This window comes from Intestinibacter sp., assembly GCF_051866655.1.
Taxonomy (GTDB): domain Bacteria; phylum Bacillota; class Clostridia; order Peptostreptococcales; family Peptostreptococcaceae; genus Intestinibacter.
The window spans coordinates 1-4007 of sequence record NZ_JBJDXL010000284.1; the positions used below are offsets into that span (position 1 = coordinate 1).

A 4007-nucleotide genomic window follows, 5' to 3' on the forward strand; every position below is an offset into this window, starting at 1 on the left:
GACATTTTCTGGTATAGTCACACTTGTAAAGCTAGTACATCTTTCAAATGCATTATTACCTATACTAGTCACACTATCTGGTATATCTATACTCTTTAGGCTATTACATCTTTCAAACGTATTGTTTCCTATAGCCTTTATCCCATTTGGAATATTGACACTTTCTAGTGCTACACACTTACTAAAAACACCACTTCCTAACTCTGTAACGCTCTCTGGAATAGTCATATTCTTAAGGCTAGTGCAGCTAGCAAAAGCCTCTTTGCCTATAGTTTTTACAGACGATGGAATATTTATATTTGTAAGCTTTCCGCAAAATTGAAAAGCCCTAATACTTATAGTAGTCATGCTGTTTGGTATACTCACACTCACAAGATTACTACAGCCGTAAAAAGCATTATCATATATTGTAGTTACACCTTCTGGAATAGTGATACCTGTAATACTTTTACAACTTGAAAAGGCGCTCTTGGCTATACTAGTTACTGGATAGCCTTCTATAGCTTGTGGAATTATAACTTCCCCAGAAATAGTTGTATCGGCATCGGTTATAGCGACTTCATTGTTTGAAATAGTGTAGTAAAGACCTGTTCCTTCTAGTAAGGTTCCTGTCTCAGCAAAGGATTGAGTTATTCCTTGAAAATTAGTTAATGCTAGCATTAATGCTAAAAATACTGATATTATCTTTTTCATTTTGTTTCCCCCCATTTTTGTTTTACAATTTTATTTTACTATAAATGGGTTATAAAATCTCTTAAATTAAAACTATTGCTCAACAACCCTAGCCCCTGCAAACTCAACGGCAGATTGCGCCAATATAAGAGTAGGATCTACACAATTTTGATCAATCCCCAAATCCCTAAAAGCTATCGGAAGCTCAGTACAAGCTAAAATAATTTTTTCCGCGCCTTTATCTACAAGCTCTTGTACTACATTTCCTATAGGTACCTCACTGTAATCTTTGTGATGTGATTTTACACAATCGTATATAAGAGACATGACTGATTTTTGATTTTCGCTCGATGGGTACACTACTTCTATACCTTGGTTCATCAAGGGTTTGTCGTAAATTTTACTTTGGACAGTTCCATCTGTTGCTAGGATTCCCACTTTTTTAATACCTTTCTTTTTTAAATATTTTCCTGTTTCGAGAGGCATATTTAAAAAAGGCACATCTAAGTATTTTATCAATTCATCGTAGAAATAATGTGCTGTATTACATGGCATTATGAGTAAATTTGCGCCCATAGACTCTAGACGAATGCCACTTTTGACCATTTCTGGAATTGGATTTTTCCCGTGGTCTACTATCGCTTTTGTTCTATCCGGTATATTTGTATTACAATCAACACATATATGAATATGCCCTTGGTCATTTTCTGCATCTGTTGATGCTATAATTTTTTCCATTAAATCACAAGTAGCTTTTGGCCCCATTCCTCCTATAATACCAATTGTTTTGTACATTTTATCACTTCCTTTTATCTATTGATTTAAGTATAGGGTCATACTATAATAAAATCAAATATTTATATATTTATAAATAGTATAAATATTTATTTATATTATTGTAGGTGATGATAAAATGTTTCAAAATATGGAATACGTATATGAAGTATACAAGGAAAAGAGCTTTTCAAAGGCCGCCAAGAATCTATATGTGACACAGCCATGTCTAAGCGCTATGGTAAAAAAGGTTGAAAAGAAGCTAGGAATACCAATTTTCAATAGAAATGTAAAGCCTATTCAATTGACTGAGTACGGTGTAGAATATATCCGATATGTAGAGCAAATTATGACCTTGCAAAATAATTTTGAGACTTATTTAAACGATGTCAGAGATTTAAAATCAGGCAAAATCGCAATTGGCTCAAACAACCTCTGCACGTCTTTTGTTTTGCCAAAAATCATAAAAAGCTTCACAGATAAATACCCAGAGATAAAAATAGAGCTCCATGAAGGTAATATTTTTTATCTAGAGGATCAAATTAAAAAAGGAATCTTAGACTTGATTTTAGATAATTATCCGATTGATGAAAATATATATGAAAAGAAGGTTTTTCACACTGAAAATCTCTTATTAGCTGTCCCAAATAAGCTAAAATTAGACAGCGAATTATCAAAATGTGGTCTTTCTAAGGAGGATATAATAAACGATGTCCACTTAGACAAAGCCTCTACTGCTATCAGTATGAAATCCTTTGAAAATTATCCATTTGTAGCTCTTTATCCAGGTAATGACACTAGAAATCGATTTGATATGCTCTGCAAAGAGGCTGATTTTTCCCCTAAAATCATACTAGAAGTAGAACAGCTAGTCACATCGTATAATATAGTCTGCAGCAACATGGGAATAGCCCTAGTCAGTGATACTTTAATAAAAAACATGCCGATATACGGAGATTTAAAATACTATAAATTAAACTCAAAGCTGACTATCAGAGAATTGTTTTTTCACTATCCAAACACGAGATATACAAGCTTTGCAGTAAAAAGATTTATAGAGGAAGCATCCTACACTTAAACCAAAACGGGACTTATAGCAAGTTTAATCCTTCCATAAGCCCCGTTTAATTTCACAATTATTGTATAAATTCAGAATTACATGCTGTAATTTCATACATATTTAATGTTCCTATTTGTTGAAACGCCTCAGTAATTTCACGAATTTCTGTTATAAAATCTTCCTTTAATTCTTTCATCTCAAAAATAAATTGAATTTTATTTTCTTTAATATTTGGACATTCCTCTAATTTATACTTTCTATCTCCAAATCTTCTACTTATAAAATCCTCCATACGTTTTTTAGAATAGTCTTTATGAGGTACTGCATCGACCTTCATTCTAATTCCTAATTGCATTTTAATAATCTCCTTCCAACCGCTTTATATTTTGTACTTATACTATAGATAGTATATAAAAAATTTGAATATAGCAATAAGAAATATCAACAATGCAAACATTTTCAAAATTAAATTTCACACTAATTATTTATTATGCTTCCCATCTACTTCTGCTATCATAACAGCATTAGCAGTTTCCTCATCGATAACCAACACATTTATATATCCTCCTCTAAGCGCACCAAGTACAGCCTGAGTTTTTTGAACGCCGGATAGACATCCGATACGAACTGGTATAGTTTTTAAAACATCTAATTCAACCCCTATTATCCTTCCTGTAGTCACAGTTTCAACTGGATTTCCGTCGATATCTATACCGTATCCGCAGATATCTGTAACTGCATCATCGTTTTTTAGCATTTCCATTTCCTCATCAGTAAGGTAACCAGAATTGTATATAGACGACTCTGGAGTGTGGTTTCCTATTCCTAGGATTGCGATGTCAGTTTTTTTCATTTTTGAAAAATGCTCTTTTATAGGTGGCTCTTGCATCAACAGTTGTTTTATCTCTTTATTTTGAACTATAAAAGGTGCATTTAAAATATATCCTGTTCCGTTAAAATTCGATGAAAATGATTGAAGTATATGTTGACCATCAGCACCACGTAGCTTAGAGTTAACACCACCTAATAGTTGAATTACATCTATGTCGTATTTACGATCCACAGTAAAATTATTCACTATCTCATAAACCGTAGAACCCCAGTTTATCCCGATCAAAATATCGTCCTTTAAGATACTGCTCAAATACTCGCCAGCCTCTACTGCTACTCTTCTTCTTAGCTGCTCTGGAGTTCCTCCATTTGGGACTACTATAGCCTTTTTTAAGTTAAACATCTGTTCAAGTTGAGATGCTGTGTAGATTCTCTTCCCTGTTGGTTTTTTTATTCTAAATTCGACGATTCCCTTTTCTACACATATCTTTAGAAGGCGCGAAATATTTGTTCTAGATTGATGAGTTATATCTGCTATTTGTTGTTGAGATAACCCCTTTAAATAATATAATTCAGCTATGTAAATCAGCATATCCTCATAATTTTCCGATTTATTAGATAAATTATTTTGTGCCATAAAAATTTACTCCTTACAATAATTAATAATCTG

The 4007-nt window shown here is 32.8% G+C and carries 5 protein-coding genes; 1 reads left to right on the forward strand and 4 read right to left on the reverse strand.

Annotation, left to right across the window (positions count from 1 at the left end; genetic code table 11):
- Both ACI3VO_RS08470 and ACI3VO_RS08475 read right to left on the reverse strand, forming a co-directional pair.
- Nucleotides 1-693 (reverse strand): leucine-rich repeat domain-containing protein (locus tag ACI3VO_RS08470; RefSeq protein ID WP_439757497.1); only part of this gene is annotated, 693 nt, incomplete at its 3' end.
- A 72-nt stretch (nt 694-765) separates the two neighbouring features.
- The gene (locus tag ACI3VO_RS08475; RefSeq protein ID WP_439757498.1) at nt 766-1467 is read right to left on the reverse strand and encodes an aspartate/glutamate racemase family protein; all 702 of its coding nucleotides are present in this window, start codon (nt 1465-1467) and stop codon (nt 766-768) included.
- Between the two features lie 118 nt (nt 1468-1585).
- On the opposite strand from ACI3VO_RS08475, the gene ACI3VO_RS08480 reads away from it, so the two are divergent.
- Entirely contained in the window at nt 1586-2524 is a 939-nt protein-coding gene (locus ACI3VO_RS08480; protein ID WP_439757499.1) for a LysR family transcriptional regulator, read from the forward strand.
- A gap of 58 nt (nt 2525-2582) precedes the next feature.
- Here ACI3VO_RS08480 and ACI3VO_RS08485 read toward each other — a convergent pair whose 3' ends face one another.
- Nucleotides 2583-2861: a hypothetical protein gene (locus tag ACI3VO_RS08485; RefSeq protein ID WP_439757500.1), complete on the reverse strand. Its 279-nt coding sequence runs from the start codon at nt 2859-2861 to the stop codon at nt 2583-2585.
- 126 nt (nt 2862-2987) lie between these two features.
- A complete protein-coding gene (locus ACI3VO_RS08490; RefSeq protein WP_439757501.1) occupies nt 2988-3974 on the reverse strand; it encodes a sugar-binding transcriptional regulator in 987 nt (328 codons plus the stop codon).
- Nucleotides 3975-4007 lie beyond the last annotated feature (33 nt).

Bases quoted from the DNA above. Each gene is read 5' to 3' on its own strand.
- ACI3VO_RS08475 (WP_439757498.1), bottom strand. From the start codon at position 1,467: ATGTACAAAACAATTGGTATTATAGGAGGAATGGGGCCAAAAGCTACT.
- ACI3VO_RS08480 (WP_439757499.1), top strand. From the start codon at position 1,586: ATGTTTCAAAATATGGAATACGTATATGAAGTATACAAGGAAAAGAGC.
- ACI3VO_RS08485 (WP_439757500.1), bottom strand. From the start codon at position 2,861: ATGCAATTAGGAATTAGAATGAAGGTCGATGCAGTACCTCATAAAGAC.
- ACI3VO_RS08490 (WP_439757501.1), bottom strand. From the start codon at position 3,974: ATGGCACAAAATAATTTATCTAATAAATCGGAAAATTATGAGGATATG.